This window comes from Streptomyces sp. SM11 (genome assembly GCF_002910905.1).
In the GTDB taxonomy this organism is placed as follows: domain Bacteria; phylum Actinomycetota; class Actinomycetes; order Streptomycetales; family Streptomycetaceae; genus Streptomyces.
This window is the reverse complement of the sequence record NZ_NEUE01000305.1, coordinates 38,851-55,120: the sequence shown is the minus strand read 5'-3', so window position 1 is coordinate 55,120 and position 16,270 is coordinate 38,851. Positions and strand designations below refer to the sequence as shown.

Sequence of the window (16,270 nt, the reverse complement as noted above, 5' to 3'; positions counted from 1 at the left end):
AGCAACCGGCCGACGTGGCGGTGCGTCATGCTCAGGTCCGCGAGCGTCCTGGCGATCATCGGAACCGGGCCCCGGTGTTGGCCACCGGCAGCAGGACCCCGAACCGGCAGAAGGCGTCGGGCAGGTGCGCCCGGGAGACGTCCGCGGGGAGGAGCCGGGCGGAGAGGCCCGGCAGGACCTGGCCGAGCACAGCCGAACACGGCCGGGCCGTGCAGCACCCTGCGGACAGCTCGCGGGCCTGGGGCGGCAGGCCGATGGGCGCGGCGCGGCCGGCCGGCCCAGGCCATGGACGCGGACGAGAGGTACGCCGCCCTGGAGCAGGAAGACGATCAGCGGCTCCCCGCCCTGTGGCTCAGTGGTGGCGAGGGCCGTCGCGCTGTCAGGGTTGGACGTGGGGGACCCAGCCCAGGCCGTCCGTCGATGCGGCCAGTCCCCCCTGCCTGACCGGCCGCTCGGCCCCCGCCTCGTCACCGAGCAGGGCGCGGGCCTGGAGGGCTGCTCCCTGCTCCATGAGCCGGCCCACCACCTTGCCCGGCACGGCGCCGTGCGGCTGCTCGGGGTCGTCCTCGGAGGTGTGCACCATCGCGGCCATCTCGTCCGCGGCCTCGGTGAACCGCTGTTTGGCCCGCGCCGCGTCGGCGAACTCGTCGGAGGAGACCCCGCCGATGAGCTCGACGAACGACTCCAGGTCGGAATCAGCGGTGTTGGATATCTTCCGGGCCTGCCAGAAGTAGGAGTCCTCGGAGTGGTGCATGTCGTAGAAGCCGACGAGGAACTCGTAGAACCGGCCGTACTCCAGCCGGTAACGGGCCTCGAACTCCTCGAACGCGCTGGCCTCGTCGACCGTCCCGTCCAGGCAGGAGTTGAGCGAGCGGGCGGCGAGCAGGCCGCTGTAGGTGGCGAGGTGCACCCCGGAGGAGAAGACCGGGTCCACGAAGCATGCGGCGTCCCCGACCAGGGCCATACCCGGCGCCCAGAACCTCGTGTTGCAGTACGACCAGTCCTTGCGGACCCGCATCTGCCCGTAGGGGCCGTCAGTGACCCGGGTCGCGTCGGAGAGCATCTCCTCGATCTCGGGGCAGGACGCGATGAACGACGCCATCGCCTTCTCGGGATCGCCCTGCACCAGCTTCGCCGAGCCCTGGTTCACCACCGCGCCGACGCTGGTCAGTTCGGAGGTGAGGGGGATGTACCAGAACCAGCCGTTCTCGAACGCGCAGGTGAAGATGTTCCCGCTGCTCGGCTTGGGCAACCGCTTGCCGCCGTTGAAGTAGCCGAACAGGGCGAGATTGCGGAAGAAGGGCGAGTACTCGCGTTTCGCCCCCGACGTCTTGTACAGCCCGCCGGTGTTGCCGGAGGCGTCGACCACGTAGCGGCTGTGCACCTCGTGCTCACGGCCCTCGGCGTCCCGGTAGCGCACCCCCCGAACCCGGCCGTCCTCGCCCTTGAGCACGTCGAGGACGTCGCTGTTCTCCCGTACCTCCACCCCCTGCTCGCGGGCGTTGTCGAGGAGGATCTTGTCGAACTTCATGCGTTCGACCTGGTAGGCGTATCCCGTCGGGCCGGGCATGCGGCGGGAGACCGCGAAGTCGAACGTCCACGGTTCGGGGTTCGCCCCCCACTTGAACGTCCCGCCGTGCTTGATGGTGAAGGCGGCTTCCTTCAGCTTCTCGCCGACGCCGAGCAGGTGCGCGATGCCGTGGACGGTCGCGGGGAGGAGGGACTCGCCGATCTGGTAACGAGGAAACGTCTCCTTCTCCAACTGGAGCACGCGGTGGCCCCTCCTGCGGACGAGCGTGGACACGGTCGAGCCCGCCGGACCGCCGCCCACCACGATGACGTCGTACTGCGTTGCCACGTCCACCGAGTCTCCTTCTTCCGTCGATCGGTAAGTGGTCACCCCGCTTTTGCTGGAATCCTCCTTGCAGTCGGTGCACCGCGCATCTCCGGGATTGCGAAGTCGTGGGCACTCTGTGAGAAGCGTCGCCCGTGCGGTGCGGTCTACAGTGACCAGACATTTCAGTGATTGCGCTGAAGGGCGGAACAGAATGAAGGCACTTGTACTCTCGGGCGGTTCGGGGACCCGTCTGCGCCCGATCAGTTACGCCATGCCGAAGCAGCTTGTTCCGATCGCCGGGAAGCCGGTCCTGGAATACGTTCTGGAGAATATTCGCGGCCTCGGTATCACCGATGTCGGAATGATCGTGGGCGACTGGGCCCAAGAAATAATCAAGGCGATCGGGAACGGCAGCCGTTTCGGTCTGAGGATCACCTACATTCGCCAGGAGCGGCCCTTGGGTATCGCCCACTGCGTACGACTGGCGCGCGACTATCTCGCCGGCGACGACTTCGTTCTGTACCTGGGTGACATCATGCTCGACGGGGACCTCTCGGCGCACGCCCGGAAGTTCGCCGAGTGCCGCCCCGCCGCGTCGATCATCGTGCGCCAGGTGCGCGACCCGAGGGCCTTCGGCGTGATCGAACTGGATGCCGCGGGGCAGGTGCGGCGTCTGGTGGAGAAGCCCAGCGAGCCGCGCAGCGACCTGGCGGCGATCGGTGTGTACTTCTTCACCGCGGAGGTGCACCGGGCGGTCGACGCGATCGCACCGAGTGCCCGCGGGGAACTGGAGATCACCGACGCCCTCCAGTGGCTCCTGGAACACGGGGCCCGGGTGGAGGCGGAGCGCTTCGGGGGGTACTGGAAGGACACCGGGCGCGTCGAGGACGTCCTGGAGTGCAACCGCCGGATGCTCGGACGACTCGTGTCCCGGGTGTCGGGCGAGGTGGGGCCGGACAGCGAACTGGTGGGCGGTGTGGTGATCGGGGAAGGCGCCCGGGTGATTCGCTCACGGATCGTCGGGCCGGTGGCGATCGGTGCGGGAACGGTCGTGGAGGACAGCGAGATCGGGCCCTTCACCTCCATCGGCCAGCACTGCACGGTGCGGGAGTCCCGGCTCTCGGACTCCATCGTCCTGGACGACGCCTCGATACTCACGGTCGCCGGGTTGCACGGCTCGTTGATCGGCCGGGGGGCCAGCGTGGCGCCCGGGGGCCGGGGCGAGGCACGTCACCGGCTGGTCGTCGGCGATCACGTCCGGATCGAGATCGCGGCCTGACGCCCGTACCGGAGCGTACGACGTACACGCCCCGGTACGGGCGCTACCCGCGCAGGGGTATGTCGTCGGGCCTGTCGCACCGGTGCGACAGGCCCGACGGCATGCGGAGGCCCCCGGTCCGCGGTACCGGGGGGGAACCTCAGGTCAGCCGAAGTCGAGGGCCACGTGGCCGAGGTCCAGGCCGGAGTTGCCCGCGCCGAGGTTGCACGCGGCGGCGGCGCAGTCGACGGCTCCGACCGGCGTGCCCTCGGGCGTGCTGCCCGTGTAGGTCTTCTTCACCACGAAGGTGAACGCCGCGGCTCCGGACGCGTCCGTGGTGAAGGAGGTCGCTGTCGCGGCATTGCACGCGTCCTGTCCGCCGACAGGTGCGCACTGGGCGATGTAATAGGTCTCGCCCGCGGACGCACCGCTGATGGACACCGACACGCTCTGTCCGTCGCTCAGCCCCGAGGCGGGGCTGACCGAGAACGCGGGCGCGGCGAAGGCGACCGACTGGGCGGCGGCGGCCAGGCCGAGGGATGCGACAGCCACGACGCCGAACCTGGAGGCGCGGCGGGACATGTGACGTAACGGCATGCTGTACTCCATCTCGATGGGGACTGCATTTCTTGACATGCTCACGGCCGATGGCTGCAGCTCGCATCTCCTCCTGTGCTGTGATCAGCTTTGGGCACCGCGCTCCCGTCGACCGCCGCGCGGATGATGCGGCAGACGCCTTCCACCTCGGCGGGGCCGACTGCCATCCCGGTGGGCAGCGACAGGACCCGCTCGGTGAGCGCCTCCACCTTCGGCAACGGGTCGGGAGTGTGGCGGGCGGGGGCGGACCGGTACGGTTCGCAGCTGTGGCAACCGGGGCTGAAGTAGGCGCGCGCGAGCACGTTGTGCCCCTGGAGCACCGCTTGGAGCTCGTCTCGGCGCAGGCCGGCGCGGGTGGCGTTCACCTCGATGACGACGTACTGGCAGTTCGACTGCTCGCCCACCTGCTGCGGGCGCACCCGCACGCCGGGCAGACCGTCCAGGTAGTTCTCGTACAGCCGGTAGTTGCGCCGGTTGACCTCGGTGAAGACGTCGGCCGCCTCCAGCGAGGTGAGGCCCATCGCCGCGCTGATCTCGTGCATGCGGGCGACCGTGCCGCTTCCGGTGATCTCATGTGCCGCGTTGAGGCCCTGGTGGCGCATGGCCCTGAGCCGGTCGGCCAGTTCGTCGTCGTCGGTGACGATCGCCCCGCCCTCGAAGCTGTTCACGAACTTCGTCGCCTGGAAGCTGAAGATCTCCGCGGTGCCGAATCCTCCGATCGGCTTGGACCGGTAGGTACAGCCGAAGGCGTGCGCGGCGTCGAAGAGCAGGGGCAGGCCGTGCTCCTCGGCCAGTTTGCTCAGCTCGTCGATCCGGGCGGGCCGGCCGAAGACGTGCACGTCCAGGATCGCGCGGGTGCGCGGTCCGATGAGCCGTTCCACGTGTGCCACGTCGGCGGTACCTGTCTCCTCGTCCAGTTCGCAGAAGACGGGCACCGCGCCGATCCAGTCCAGTGCGTGTGCGGTGGCGACCCAGGTGAACGAGGGGACGATCACCTCGTCCCCCGGGCCGATGCCCAGGGCCTTCGCGGCGACCTGGATACCGGTGGTGGCGTTCGAGACGGCGACACAGTTCCTGACCTCGGCGAACTCGGCCACACGGGCCTCGAACTCCCTGACCAGAGGACCGTCGTTGGTGAACCACAGCCGTTCCAGGGCACCGTCGATCCGTTCGATCAGCCGGTCCCGGGAGCCCAGGTTCGGGCGCCCGACGTGCAGCGGTTCGCTGAAGTAGGGCGTGGGCAAGGATGCCAGGAGCATCCGGTCGTCGCTCATGCCGCGCGTATGCCGAGGAAGAGGCCGGGGCTGTTGGGCCGGCCGTCGGCCAGCCGGAAGCCGGGCACGAACTTCACGGTGAGGCCCGCTGTCTCGAAGGCGTCGGCGTACTGCTCGCGGGTGAACAGGCTGGAGGTCAGGACCTCGGAGAACTCGCGGAATCCGGTCGAGTCCGCGACTCTGAACCGCACTTCCAGCCGGGACTTGTCGCCTTGCCGCACGGAGTGCGTCATACGAGTGATGACACGGCCCTCCTCGCGGTGCAGATGCCCGCCGACGTGGCCGTCGAGGAAGTTCTCGGGGAAGTACCAGGGCTCAGCGACGAGGACCCCGCCGGAGTTCAGGTGGCCCGACATGGCCGACACCGCGGCCTTCAGCTCGGTGACCGAGCCCATCTCGCCGAGCGCGTTGCCCATGCAGGTGATCGCGTCGAAGGTGCGGCCGAGGTCGAACGACCGCATGTCCCCGGAGTGCAGGGGGACGCCGGGCAGCCGGGCGGCCGCCTGCTCCATCATCGCGGGCGCGTACTCCAGACCCTCGACGTGGCCGAAGAGCGTGGCGAGCGTCTCCAGGTGGGCTCCGGTGCCGCAGGCCACGTCGAGGAGCGAGGTGGCGTCGGGCCGGCCTGCGAGGATCAGCTCGGCGAGGCCGCGGGCCTCCATGTCGAAGTCCTTGCCGCGGCTGCGGAAGACGAGGTCGTAGAACTGCGCGTGTTCGGGGCCGTACTCCATCAGACGAGCTCCTTCGCTGACTGGACGGAGATGATCCTGGGCTCCGGTACGGGAACGATGAACTTCCCTCCCGCAGCGAGGAAGCGGTGTTCCTTGCGGACGACCTCCTCGGTGTAGTTCCAGGCGAGGAGGAGGTAGTAGTCCGGTTCCGTGGCGGCGACCTCCTCCGGAGGCAGGACGGGGATGTGGGTCCCCGGCAGCAGTTTGCCGTGCTTGAGGCTGGTGGTGTCGCCGCAGACGGTGATGTCCTGGGCCGTCAGCTCACAGGCCATCAGCAGTTGGGTGCCCTTGGACGGGGCTCCGTAGCCGGCCACCCGCTTGCCGTCCGCCACCAGGCCGTGGACCAGCGTGCGGACCGCCTCGGTCACCCGCGTCACCCGCTCGGCGAAGGCCCGGTAGGGGGCTTCGGTCAGCAGACCGCGCGCCTCCTCCAGGGCGAGCAGCGCGGCGACCGACGGCTGGGGGGTCCGTGCGGCGGTCTCCCGCGCGGCGACGACGGCGATCGAGCCGCCGTGGACGGCCACCCGCTCCACGTCGATGACGCGCAGGCCGTGCGCACCGAAGAGATGGCTCAGCGTGTGCAGGGAGAAGTAGGACAGGTGCTCGTGGTAGATCGTGTCGAACTGGTTCTCGTCGAGCAGGTTCAGCAGGTACGGCACCTCGATGATCAGGACGCCGTCGTCGTCGAGCACCACGTCGACGCCGTCCAGGATGCGGTGCACGTCGTCGATGTGCGCGAAGCACTGGCGGCCGATGACGGCCTTCGCCCGGCCCTGGCCCTCGGTGATGCGGGAGGCGGGGCCGGGCCCGAAGAAGTCCGGATCGGTGGCGATGCCCCGCTCGTTGGCGATCTCGGCGAGGTTGGCGGCCGGGTCGACCCCGGCCACCCTCATGCCGGCCGCCTCGAACATCGCGAGCTGAGTGCCGATGTTGCTGCCCATCTCCACGACCAGGTCGTCGGGGACCAGAGCCGCCCGCCGAGTGGCCAGGCCGACGATGTGACGCATGTGCTCGCGGATCTGGTCGGAGTCGGACGAGACGTAGACGTAGTGCTTGAACAGCGTCTCGGGATCGACGACATGCCGCAGCGTCATCAGCCGGCACCGCCGGCACACGATGACGTCCAGCGGGAAGGCGTCCTGCGCCTCATCGGCGTCGGCCGGGTCGACGAAGCCGTTCGCGAGCGGCAGCGAACCGAACGAGATGACCTCGATCCAGTCGTCCGCACCGCAAACGCGGCAGGTGTCGTCCCGTCTGCATTTCTCCAGCATGAAGTCTCCTGACGGCGAGAGCCGACGACATCGGGCCCGTCGGTCCGGGGACCGTCAATCTAGGGTTCCGGCCGACGGGCGCTCCACTTCGTGTGTGCCCAACCGTGTGTCAGCGCAGTGGACGCGTGAACGTCCGGATGTCCCCGACGAGGAGATCCGGCTGCTCCATGGCGGCGAAGTGCCCGCCGCGGTCGAACTCGGTCCACCGCGTCAGGGTGGGCAGGATGGCCTCGGCGAAGGCGCGGATGGGCCGTGTGGCGTCGTCGGGGAACACCGCGACGCCGACGGGGGCGGTCAGCGGCCACGGCCCGCCCCAGGTGCGTGCGAAGTCCGCCATGCCGTGCGCCGACTCGTAGTACAGCTGGGCACTGGATCCGGCGGTCGCGGTCAGCCAGTAGATCATCACGTGGGTGAGCAGCCGGTCGCGCGGAATGGCGTCCTCCACGTTCTTGCCGCCGCTCCACTCCTGGAACTTGTCGAGAATCCAGGCGAGCTGGCCGACCGGGGAGTCGGTGAGTCCGTAGGCCAGGGTCTGCGGGCGGGTGGCCTGGATGCGCTGCCAGCCGATGCCCGTGTCGGCGAACTGCCCGCCGTGCGCCAGTTTGCCCAGGTCGCTCTCGTCCAGGCGCCCGATGGCCTCCGGATCGTCCTGCGGCGGGAAGGTCACCAGCATGTTCAGGTGCACCCCCGCCACGTGGTCGGGGTCGGCGAGGCCCAGCTCCAGCGAGACGACCTTGCCCCAGTCGCCGCCCTGGGCGACGTAGCGCTCGTACCCGAGGCGGCTCATCAGCTCTGCCCAGGCACGCGCGACCCGTCGCACGTCCCAGCCCTGCTCGGTGGTCGGACCGGAGAAGCCGTACCCCGGCATGGAGGGGACGACCACGTGGAACGCGTCCGCCGGGTCGCCGCCGTGGGCCCGCGGGTCGCTCAGCGGCCCGATGACGTCGAGGAACTCGGCCACCGAGCCGGGCCAGCCGTGGGTGAGTACCAGCGGCATCGCGTCCGGCTCGGGCGAGCGCACGTGCAGGAAGTGCACCTCGGCGCCGTCGATCGTGGTGGTGAACTGCGGGTACCGGTTCAGCTCGGCCTCGGCGGCCCGCCAGTCGTAACCGTGGCGCCAGTGCTCGGTGAGCTCCTTGAGACTGGACAGCGGGACTCCGCGGTCCCATCCGGCGCCGGATATCTCCGACGGCCAGCGGGTGGCGTCGATCCGGCGGTGCAGGTCGTCGATGTCGGACTGGTCGATCTCGATACGGAAGGGACGCACAGTCAATCCACCCTCGTTGTTGTGGGAACGGGCGGCGGGAACACCGCCGCCCTGAATCGGGGACCTTGTGTCAGGCCGCCTTCGCCGTGCGCTCCCGCGCGGCGAAGGACCGCACGGAGGCCAGGAAGTTCCGGATCATCGGCATGCCGTGTTCGGTGCGGAAGCTCTCCGGATGGAACTGGACCGACTCCACCGGCAGCGACCGATGGCGCAGACCCATCACGTAGCCGTCGTCCGCGGCGCGCGCGGTGACCTCCAGGGACGGCGGCACGGTGTTCTCCGGCACGATCAGCGAGTGGTAGCGGGCGGCGGAGAACCTGTCGGGCAGTCCGGCGAACACGCCCCGCCCGTCGTGCGTGATCCGGCTCGTCTTTCCGTGCATCAGATGCCGTGCGGGCACGGTGGCGGCACCGTGGGCGCGGGCGATGGCCTGATGGCCCAGACATACCCCGAGCAGCGGCACCTCTCCGGCGAAGGCCCGTACGACCTCGACGTGTCCCGAGGTGTCGGGGTGGCCCGGGCCCGGGCCCAGCAGTACCGCGTCGGGCCGCATCAGCCTCATCTCGTCCGGGGGCATCAGGTGCGATCGCACCATGACCGGTTCCGCGCCGGCGGACAGCAGGTACTGGCGCAGGATGTCGACGAAGCTGTCGAACGCGTCGACCACCAGGACGTGCGGCTTGCCGGGACCCCGGCGGGGCCCGTCGGTGAACGGCGGGTTCACAGCAGTTCCTCTCCGGTGACCGCCCAGTGGGTGGCGCTCATCTTGGCCAGCGTCTCGGTCCACTCCGTACCGGGTACCGAATCCGCGACGATTCCCGCCGAGGCCCGGGTGCGGTAGACACCGTCGTGGTGGAACAGGGTGCGGATGCACAGGGCGAGGTTGGTATAGCCGCCCACGTCGAGGAGACCGAGCGCGCCGGCGTACAAGCCCCGACGGCTGCGCTCGACGGACTCGATGATCTCCATGGCGCGGATCTTGGGAGCGCCCGTCATGGTGCCGGCGGGGAACAGCGCCGCGATGCTGTCGAAGGCGTCCGTGTCCGCCCGGGCCCGGCCGACCACCGTGGACACGAGGTGCAGCACATGTGAGTAGCCCTCGACGTCCAGCTGGTCGGGTACGTCGAGGGTTCCCGGCCGGGCGATCCGTCCGATGTCGTTGCGGCACAGGTCCACCAGCATGGTGTGCTCAGCGATCTCCTTGGGGTCCGACCGCAGCCGGGCTCCTGCCGCGGTGCCGCCGTCCGGGCCGGAGCGCGGCACGGTGCCCGCGATCGGCCGCATCGTGACCTCTCCGTCCTCGATGCGCACGAACAGTTCCGGGCTGGCGCCGATCAAACGGTGCCCGTCGATGCCCGCCAGGTACATGTACGGGGACGCGTTGCGCCGACGCAGGCGCTGGTAGACGTCGGCGGGGTCGGCCGGTGAACGGATGGAGAGTTCATGGCCGATCTGCACCTGGTAGATGTCACCGACGGCGATGTGCTTCAGACAGCGCTCGACGTCGTTCGCGAACACCCCGGGGTCACTGTCGTCGGTGACCGCCGATGCGGGGAACCCGTCGGCGGGCGTGTCGGGCCAGGCCCGCTCGGCGTCGGCGAGGAGCCCGCAGACCGCTTCCGGCGCGAGGCCGGGCCAGTACGGGGACTCGTGAAGCAGCAGTTCGCTCCGGCCGGTCACGAGATCGGTGACCACACTGCCGCGGTGCAGGACCAGGCGTACGTCGGGCAGTTCCGGCCGGGTCTCGATGAGGTGGGGCAGGTCCTCGATGTAGCGGGCCGTGTCGTAGCCGAAGAAGCCGAGGAAGCCGAAACGGAAGCGGGAGGCGGACCCCTCGGCCTCGAACATGTCGCGCATGACTCGCAGCAGGTCCCACAGTCCGGCCGGGGTCCTCAGACGCAGTCCGTCAGGACCGGTTTCGAGGAGTGCCCCCGCCCGGTCCAGAATCAGACTCCGCAGGGCGGGCGGGCCTTCGACACGCACCGCCCTGTCGGTGACCGAGAGCGACAGCAGCGCGCCGAAGCCGACGAACTGATGCCTGCGGTCGCGGGCCGGTCCGGCCGCGGACTCCAGGAGGTACACCTCGTCGGGTCCGAAGTGCTCGGCCAGCGCACGGTACGCGGACAGCGCCCGCACCTCTTTCACCACAAGCCGTCGTGTCCGCACCCGCACCGGGGCCGAGACCATGCACGGGTCGGTCATCGCTGGGACCTCCGGATCACGTGGTGATGGCGTAGCGGTGTGCCACCTGGCGGGCGGTCAGCGCCGCCCGGTCGGGGCCGGAGCGGTTGTCGACGACCCGGGCGGCCTTCCAGCTGACGAAGGAGCCGGTGTGGGTCACCGGGTCGAGGTCGGTGTCGACGACGATGCGGGCGTGGGCCCCGGTCCGCTCCCGCAGCCGGGCGGCGACGGCCTCGCCGATCCTGCCGCGTTCCGGGCCGGCGCCGGGCAGCAGGTCCATCCGGACGGTGACCGCGTCGCCGCCGTCGGGCTGCCGGTCGATGACGACCTGGTAGCCGAGGCAGCCGCTCACCCCTTCGAGGACCGCGGCCTCCAGCTCGGCGGGCTGGAGGGTCACGTCGCCCAGCGGGATGCGGTCGGCCACTCGGCCGACAACCTGGATCCGCGGTCCCGGCAGGGGGGCGCCGGCCTCGGCCGGGACGATCCGGACGAGGTCGCCGGTGCGGTAGCGGATGAGCGGTTTGATGCCGTCGACCAGCATGGTGAGGACGAGTTCGCCCTCACCGGTGTCGCCGAGCACGGTGCCGGTGTCGGGGTCGATCAGTTCGACCAGGTAGTTGGGCAGGGCGAGATGGAGCGCCCCGGAGTCCGCTCCGGTGGCGATGCACAGCGCCTCCTGGGAGCCGTAGAGGGTGGGCCGCACGACGGCCTGCGGCCAGAGGGTCGCGACGTTGTCGGCGAACTGCGGGGTGCAGATCTCCCCCAGGGTCAAGAAGAGCTTCACCGGCAGTTCGGCCAGGTCGTAGCCGTAGTGCAGCGCCGCCTTGGCAAGGCTCAGGCACAGGGCCGGGGCGCAGACCAGCACCTCGACATCCAGTTCCTCGATCAGCCGCAGGGCCTTGCGGAATCCGACCCGCGGGGACTCCGGCCAGATCTTTACGTGACAGGCTCCGAGCTCCGCGGCCACCGCGGTGAACACATCCCCGAACGCGTACAGTTCCGACGGCCCCATCAGGCCCACGACGGGCATCCGGTCCCCGAACCGGGCCGCGAGCATCCGGCGCCAGGACTCCCGGACGGCGATGTTGCTGGTGGCGATGTCCTTCTCGCCACGCGGGCACGGGGTGGCGGCACCGGTGGTACCGGTGGTCTCGTAGTAGATGCGTGCCTCGTGCAGTGGACCGGACAGGACGCCGTGCATCTCCCGCCGCAGGTCGTCCTTGGTGGTGAAGGGCAGTTCCGCGAGGTTCGCGGGGGTGACCGCCTCGACGTCCACCCCGGCGAGGTGGCGGCGGTAGAACGGCGAGCGGCCGGTGACATGGCGCAGCACCGCCGTCAGCCGCCGGCTCTCCCAACGCTCCCGGTCGGCCGTGGTGAGTTCACCGCGGTAGAAGTCATCGCTCACCCGCCCGTAGGCGGACCAGAAGTCGTCGGCCGCGGCGGAGCCCGGCTGTCCGGCCCCGCCGGGGGCCGGCAGCCGGCCGCCGCTCACGGCTGTGCCTGGAGTTCGTTGAGCGCGAGACCGACACGCTCGTTGGCCTCGCCGGAGGCCAGGGCGTCCGAACGGCCGGACAGTCGGCGGTGCTCGCCGAGCAGCTCGATCATGTCCGTCATCCGGTTGACCATGCGGGAGACGTTGGTCAGGCCCTCGTCGTCCTTGAGCGCGTCGCCCCGGTGCAGCGCGTGCACCGTCGCCGGGAATCCACTGCCCACCAGGATCATCCTGTTGAGCAGGGCGTTGACGGCCAGTTGGGCCCACACTTCACCGGCGCTGTAGCGCCGGGCGACCGAGATGATGCCGGCGACCTTGTTGCTCAGCGGCCGGTCGAAGCGCAGATAGCCGACACCGGCGCGCTCGATGAAGGTCTGCATGAGGCTGGCGGTGCCGAATCCGTGTACGGGAGCCGCGAAGATGATCCCGTCCGCCGCGATCATCTTCTCGATCACCTGGGGCACCCCGTCGGCCAGCGCGCAGGCGACGGGCCTGTCGTTGCAGTCCCCGCACGGACCGCACCGCTCCATCGTGATGGAGCGCAGGTCCACGGCCTCGAAATCGACGCCGCGGGGCTCGACGGTGCGTGCCGCGTGCCGCAGTACGTCGGCGGTGTTGCCGTCACGTTCCGAACCGTTGATCGCGAGGATCTTGATCTGTGCGGTCACGGGGTGCCTCCTTGGGGAGTCAGGTGCGGTCGGCGGTGGGCTCCGCGGAACTGTCCGGCCGGCGTGTGCCCGGGATCTGCAGAGCCGGTTCCGCCGGGGCGGGGGGAAGGCTCCCCCGGGGCGGGCCGCCGCGTTCGCCGAATCGGATGAGTGGCTTCTCCACGAGGTAGAAGCTGATCGTCGCCAGCACGACGCTGATCGCGATGGTGAAGAGGAACAGCTCCCAGAACCCCATATCACCGCGGAACTCCGGTGTTGGCACGGGGGACTTGCCGAAGATGCTGCCGTTCCTGAGCCAGAGGTTGATCACGATCTCGTGCCAGAGGTAGACGCCGAGGGAGATCTGGCCGAGGAAGAGGATCGGCTTGCTGGTGAAGAGTGCGTCGGAGAACCGCGACTCGGCGCCCGGGACCGTCATCGGTGCCAGGAGCAGCAGGGTGAAGAGGGTCAGCACGAAGTGGTCCACGAGCTCCTGGACCAGGGCCGCGTTGTCGCCCATGCCCGGGATGCCGATGGGCTTGGTGGCGTACAGGAGGAACAGCGGGATGAGCGGCAGCCAGCAGATCAGTGGACGCCGGATCACGAAGCGGTAGAAGGCGGGGGTGTCAGGCGTCTTCTCGGCGTACGCGGAGTAGATCGCCAGTGCCATGCCCGCCGCGAAGCAGCCGGCGTAGTACGGCGGCCAGTACCACTGCATCGTCGCGCCGGTGGAGGGGAGGTTGGTGTACGTGACCCAGCAGATGGCCATGACTTCCAGCGCGGCCAGCGGCAGCAGCAGTCGGCGTGCCTTCTGCGCGGGGGTCCGGCCGCCGCGGGCCAGCCGGTGACCGACCCAGGCGATCAGGGGCAGGGCCAGGTAGAACGTGAACTCCGCGGGGACCGTCCAGGTGGGCTCGATGCCGTGCATCGGCTGGCCCTCGGGCAGGTAGAAGTGCATGAGCAGCAGGGGCCGCAGGACGTCGCCGACGCTGTCGATCTCGTACCAGTTGTAGCCGGGGAGCGCGAAGGCGAGCAGCAGGTAGTAGGCGGGCACGATGCGCAGCGCCCGGCGCTTGAGGAACCGCCCGGTGGCGGGCCGCTTCGTCCCGCTGATGGTGACGCGTGCGTAGGGCTTGTAGAGCATCATGCCGGACAACGCGAAGAAGGGGGGGAGGCACACCCCGAGACCGTCGGCGAGAACGCCCCAGAAGGGCTTGCCCGGCTGGTCGATGAAGCTGCCCACTCCGGCCTGGAACGCGACATGGTAAACGACCACACCCAGTGCGAGGACCCCTCGCAGTCCCTCGAACTTCGGTATTCGCTTACTTTTTGCGCCACCTGTGTCGCGAAGGACGTCCCCCATGGAACGGTCCCCTTTCCCTTGGCACTTGCTCGTTGACTTCCCGAAATAGTCAGGTCTTCGGAGTGTGAGCCGCATCTCCAAACGTGCTCTTCCGGTGCTCGGAACGACTTATTTCAGCCGGAGTGGGAAGGCAGCCACCCCAGCCGCCCGGCCTCGGCGAGTCCGGGGGCCGACGAGTCCCTCTCCGAGAGGACCGGAGTGGTCTCCGCGGGCCAGGCGATGCCGACCTCCGGGTCCAACGGGTTCAGGCCGTGTTCGCGCCGCGGGTCGTAGGGCGCGGAGCACAGGTAGGTGATCACCGCCTCCTCACTCAGCGTCAAGAACCCGAACCCCAGACCCGCGGAGACGTACAGAGCCCGGCCGTCGATGTCGTCGAGCTCCACGGTCCGCCAGTCGCCGAAGGTGGGCGACCCCACCCGGATGTCGACGACCGCGCCGAGCACCGTGCCTCGCAGGCAGCTGAAGTACTTGGCCTGGCCGGGTTCTCCCCCGGCGAAGTGGATGCCGCGCAGCACGCCCTTGGCGGAGACCGCGCAGTTCGCCTGCCGTACGTCGAGGGGGTGCCCGACGGTGCGGCGGAACGGCTCGTCCTGGAACCACTCGCGAAACGAACCCCGCTCGTCCCGGAAGATCCTCTTCTCGTCGGTCCACGCTCCCGAGATCCCGATCGGCTTCATGGCTCGTCCCTTCCCGATGGCGCGTGAATGCGGCCGAAGGGGCCGCCGGACCCGTCGAAATCCCGCAGTCTAGGCCGTCGGCGCGGGCGGACGGACGGCCTCCGGGGCCTCTTCGTTCCAGCTCAGCACGCCGGGAGATGCAGGCCGCCGACAAGCGGCGTGACGATGCAACGGTCCAAGGCCCGACGGCCCGGACACGCCCGGCCAGGGCCTGTCGTCGAACTGCCGCTCGGCAGACGGCAGCTCGACGACAGTCCCTGGGGCCGCAGAGCCATCGGAGCCAACGGAGGCGGACCGCAGATGACCAAGCACGCCCGAGACCGCGCGGTAGTCCTCGGGGCAGGAATGGCGGGGCTGCTCGCCGCGCGCGTCCTGTCCGAGACGTATCAGGAAGTGCTGGTGATCGACCGGGACCGGCTGGACGGCAAGGAGCCCCGCCGTGGTGTCCCGCACGGCCGCCACGCGCACGCCCTGCTCGCCAGGGGCCAGCAGATCCTTGATGAGCTGTTCCCCGGCCTCGCCGCCGAACTCACATCGGCCGGCATCCCCGCCGGGGACATCGCCGGAAACCTACGGTGGTACTTCAACGGCCGCAGACTCCAGCCCTCGGACACCGGGCTGATCAGCGTCTCGGCCACCCGGCCCGAGCTGGAGTCCCATGTACGCGACCGGGTCGCCGCGCTGCCCCGGGTGAAGATCATGGACGGGTGCGTCATCCGCGGCCTGACCGCCTCGGCCGACCGCAACCGGATCACCGGCGTCGACGTGGTCGACGCGTCGGGAACGGACACACCCACGCATCTGGAGGCCGATCTCGTCGTCGACGTCACAGGACGCGGCTCGCGTGCGCCGGCCTGGCTGGAGGAGCTCGGATACGAGCGGCCCGCGGAAGACCGGTTCAAGATCGACCTAGCCTACACCACGCGCCACTTCAAGCTCAAGGACGACCCGTACGGCACCGATCTGTCGATCAACCCGGTGGCATCGCCGGCCAACCCCCGCGGCGCGTTCTTTCCCCGGCTCGCCGACGGCAGCTCCCAGCTCTCGCTGACCGGAATCCTCGGCGACCACCCGCCCACCGACGACGAGGGCTTCCTGGCGTTCGCCAAGTCGCTGGCCGCGCCGGAGATCTACCGGGCGGTCCGGGACGCGGAACCCCTCGACGAGCCGGTCACCTTCCGCTTCCCGGCGAGTGTCCGCCGCCGCTACGAGCGGCTGCGCCGCTTTCCCGGCGGATTCCTCGTCATGGGCGACGGAGTGTGCAGCTTCAACCCCGTCTACGGCCAGGGCATGACGGTGGCGGCGCTGGAGGCGGTGGCGCTGCGCGATCACCTGAGCGATGTCCCGGACCCCGACGCGACGCGCTTCTTCCGGCGGATCTCCTCGGTCATAGACGTCCCGTGGGACATCGCCGCCGGCGCGGACCTGAACTTCCCCGGAGTGGAGGGCCCCCGGACCATGAAGGTCAAGATGGCCAACGCCTACATGGCCCGCCTGCACGCGGCGGCGGCCGTCGACGGTGAGGTCACCGGAGCGTTCTTCCGGGTGGCCGGGCTGGTCGATCCCCCGCAGGCTCTGATGCGTCCCGGCCTCGCCCTGCGCGTCATGCGGAACTCCTCGGTCAAGCAGTCCGCTCCGTCCGGGGCGGCCGCGTGAACGCGCGGGCCGACCGGGG

Annotated in this window: 15 protein-coding genes; 2 read left to right on the top strand and 13 right to left on the bottom strand. The window is 69.7% G+C overall.

Translation table 11 applies throughout. The annotated features are described in order from the left end of the window. Positions 1-55 precede the first annotated feature (55 nt). Positions 56-190, bottom strand: coding sequence for a hypothetical protein (locus tag B9S58_RS39835; RefSeq protein ID WP_258045235.1), 135 nt, complete (start codon positions 188-190; stop codon positions 56-58). A gap of 189 nt (positions 191-379) precedes the next feature. Further along, positions 380-1,864, bottom strand: coding sequence for a tryptophan 7-halogenase (locus B9S58_RS35750; protein WP_103536018.1), 1,485 nt, complete (start codon positions 1,862-1,864; stop codon positions 380-382). 184 nt (positions 1,865-2,048) lie between these two features. Here B9S58_RS35750 and B9S58_RS35745 point away from each other — a divergent pair, with 184 nt between their 5' ends. Then, positions 2,049-3,116: a glucose-1-phosphate thymidylyltransferase gene (locus B9S58_RS35745; RefSeq protein WP_103536017.1), complete on the top strand. Its 1,068-nt coding sequence runs from the start codon at positions 2,049-2,051 to the stop codon at positions 3,114-3,116. A 144-nt stretch (positions 3,117-3,260) separates the two neighbouring features. Here the strand turns inward: B9S58_RS35745 and B9S58_RS35740 are convergent, their stop codons facing one another. The 11 genes from B9S58_RS35740 to B9S58_RS35690 all read right to left on the bottom strand — a co-directional run bounded on the left by B9S58_RS35740 (position 3,261) and on the right by B9S58_RS35690 (position 14,595). Beyond that, positions 3,261-3,647, bottom strand: a complete 387-nt coding sequence (locus B9S58_RS35740) for an enediyne antibiotic chromoprotein (protein WP_181009567.1) — start codon at positions 3,645-3,647, stop codon at positions 3,261-3,263. Between the two features lie 86 nt (positions 3,648-3,733). Further along, positions 3,734-4,966, bottom strand: coding sequence for a DegT/DnrJ/EryC1/StrS aminotransferase family protein (locus B9S58_RS35735; RefSeq protein WP_258045233.1), 1,233 nt, complete (start codon positions 4,964-4,966; stop codon positions 3,734-3,736). After that, positions 4,963-5,697 carry a trans-aconitate 2-methyltransferase gene (locus B9S58_RS35730; protein ID WP_103536014.1) on the bottom strand — a complete coding sequence of 245 codons (735 nt, stop codon included), beginning with the start codon at positions 5,695-5,697 and terminating at the stop codon, positions 4,963-4,965. The genes B9S58_RS35735 and B9S58_RS35730 overlap by 4 nt, the downstream gene beginning before the upstream one ends. After that, the gene (locus tag B9S58_RS35725) at positions 5,697-6,968 is read right to left on the bottom strand and encodes a class I SAM-dependent methyltransferase (protein ID WP_103536013.1); all 1,272 of its coding nucleotides are present in this window, start codon (positions 6,966-6,968) and stop codon (positions 5,697-5,699) included. The genes B9S58_RS35730 and B9S58_RS35725 overlap by 1 nt, the downstream gene beginning before the upstream one ends. A 109-nt stretch (positions 6,969-7,077) precedes the next feature. Next, positions 7,078-8,235, bottom strand: coding sequence for an epoxide hydrolase family protein (locus tag B9S58_RS35720; protein ID WP_103536012.1), 1,158 nt, complete (start codon positions 8,233-8,235; stop codon positions 7,078-7,080). 70 nt (positions 8,236-8,305) lie between these two features. Then, positions 8,306-8,959, bottom strand: coding sequence for an aminodeoxychorismate/anthranilate synthase component II (locus B9S58_RS35715; RefSeq protein ID WP_103536011.1), 654 nt, complete (start codon positions 8,957-8,959; stop codon positions 8,306-8,308). Next, positions 8,956-10,437: a 2-amino-4-deoxychorismate synthase SgcD gene (gene sgcD, locus B9S58_RS35710; RefSeq protein WP_103536010.1), complete on the bottom strand. Its 1,482-nt coding sequence runs from the start codon at positions 10,435-10,437 to the stop codon at positions 8,956-8,958. Before sgcD ends, B9S58_RS35715 begins: the two co-directional genes overlap by 4 nt. A gap of 16 nt (positions 10,438-10,453) precedes the next feature. Further along, positions 10,454-11,908, bottom strand: a complete 1,455-nt coding sequence (locus B9S58_RS35705; RefSeq protein ID WP_258045232.1) for a phenylacetate--CoA ligase family protein — start codon at positions 11,906-11,908, stop codon at positions 10,454-10,456. Then, positions 11,905-12,576, bottom strand: coding sequence for a 2-amino-4-deoxychorismate dehydrogenase SgcG (gene sgcG / locus B9S58_RS35700; RefSeq protein WP_103536009.1), 672 nt, complete (start codon positions 12,574-12,576; stop codon positions 11,905-11,907). Before sgcG ends, B9S58_RS35705 begins: the two co-directional genes overlap by 4 nt. A 19-nt stretch (positions 12,577-12,595) precedes the next feature. Then, a complete protein-coding gene (locus B9S58_RS35695; protein WP_258045231.1) occupies positions 12,596-13,918 on the bottom strand; it encodes an acyltransferase in 1,323 nt (440 codons plus the stop codon). A 113-nt stretch (positions 13,919-14,031) separates the two neighbouring features. Continuing rightward, positions 14,032-14,595, bottom strand: coding sequence for a dTDP-4-dehydrorhamnose 3,5-epimerase family protein (locus B9S58_RS35690; RefSeq protein ID WP_103536007.1), 564 nt, complete (start codon positions 14,593-14,595; stop codon positions 14,032-14,034). Positions 14,596-14,895: 300 nt separating this feature from the next. On the opposite strand from B9S58_RS35690, the gene B9S58_RS35685 reads away from it, so the two are divergent. Continuing rightward, positions 14,896-16,251, top strand: a complete 1,356-nt coding sequence (locus B9S58_RS35685) for an NAD(P)/FAD-dependent oxidoreductase (protein WP_103536006.1) — start codon at positions 14,896-14,898, stop codon at positions 16,249-16,251. Positions 16,252-16,270 lie beyond the last annotated feature (19 nt).

Bases quoted from the DNA above. Each gene is read 5' to 3' on its own strand.
- B9S58_RS35745 (WP_103536017.1), top strand. From the start codon at position 2,049: ATGAAGGCACTTGTACTCTCGGGCGGTTCGGGGACCCGTCTGCGCCCG.
- B9S58_RS35735 (WP_258045233.1), bottom strand. From the start codon at position 4,966: ATGAGCGACGACCGGATGCTCCTGGCATCCTTGCCCACGCCCTACTTC.
- B9S58_RS35730 (WP_103536014.1), bottom strand. From the start codon at position 5,697: ATGGAGTACGGCCCCGAACACGCGCAGTTCTACGACCTCGTCTTCCGC.
- B9S58_RS35725 (WP_103536013.1), bottom strand. From the start codon at position 6,968: ATGCTGGAGAAATGCAGACGGGACGACACCTGCCGCGTTTGCGGTGCG.
- sgcD (WP_103536010.1), bottom strand. From the start codon at position 10,437: ATGACCGACCCGTGCATGGTCTCGGCCCCGGTGCGGGTGCGGACACGA.
- B9S58_RS35695 (WP_258045231.1), bottom strand. From the start codon at position 13,918: ATGGGGGACGTCCTTCGCGACACAGGTGGCGCAAAAAGTAAGCGAATA.
- B9S58_RS35690 (WP_103536007.1), bottom strand. From the start codon at position 14,595: ATGAAGCCGATCGGGATCTCGGGAGCGTGGACCGACGAGAAGAGGATC.
- B9S58_RS35685 (WP_103536006.1), top strand. From the start codon at position 14,896: ATGACCAAGCACGCCCGAGACCGCGCGGTAGTCCTCGGGGCAGGAATG.